The organism is Vibrio sp. 1401 (genome assembly GCF_033340295.1).
On record NZ_JAWOWF010000779.1, the window covers coordinates 1 to 535 of the forward strand.

1 protein-coding gene is annotated in these 535 nt (G+C 46.2%); it reads right to left on the reverse strand.

The genetic code is table 11. The features are described 5' to 3' along the window. Window positions 1–532, reverse strand: a 532-nt coding sequence (locus R7Z77_RS28125; RefSeq protein WP_318137406.1) for a GGDEF domain-containing protein, incomplete at its 3' end; no start/stop codon positions are given. Window positions 533–535: the final 3 nt, after the last annotated feature.

Here is a 535-nt window from a genome sequence, read left to right on the forward strand (position 1 = left end):
GTTCTGTGCCCGTTTTCTCACATGCGGAAGAGGTGAGAATGACAAACTCATCGCCCCCCACACGGAAGATCTTGTCGCTCCCTTTGAGCTTGTCTTGCAATCGTTGACCAATCTGAATCAGTAACTGGTCTCCGCAGAAGTGTCCCATCGCATCGTTCACTTGTTTAAAGTCCACCACGTCAAACAGCATGACAGAGAAAGGGTCGCCAGATTGTATTCTGTCATCAATCAGTTCGAAGCAATACTTGCTATTGGGAAGCCCTGTCAGGGAGTCATGAACCGCATTGCGTTTTTCTCGCTCCGCGACGCTGTGTAGCTCTAAGATGGAATCGTTGCTCCACTTGATGACTAAAACAACAAAAATACTGCCACCGAATAAGAGCAAAGAAACACCAGTTTCAAGCAGTGATGCCACCGGTTTTTTCATGATTGCGTGCAAGAAAGCAGCATACGCAAAAATGAAGCAACTTATTAACATCAACAGCCATGTCCACCCGGGTACCTCTGTTTTCGAGCAAATATTTTTTGTCATCTG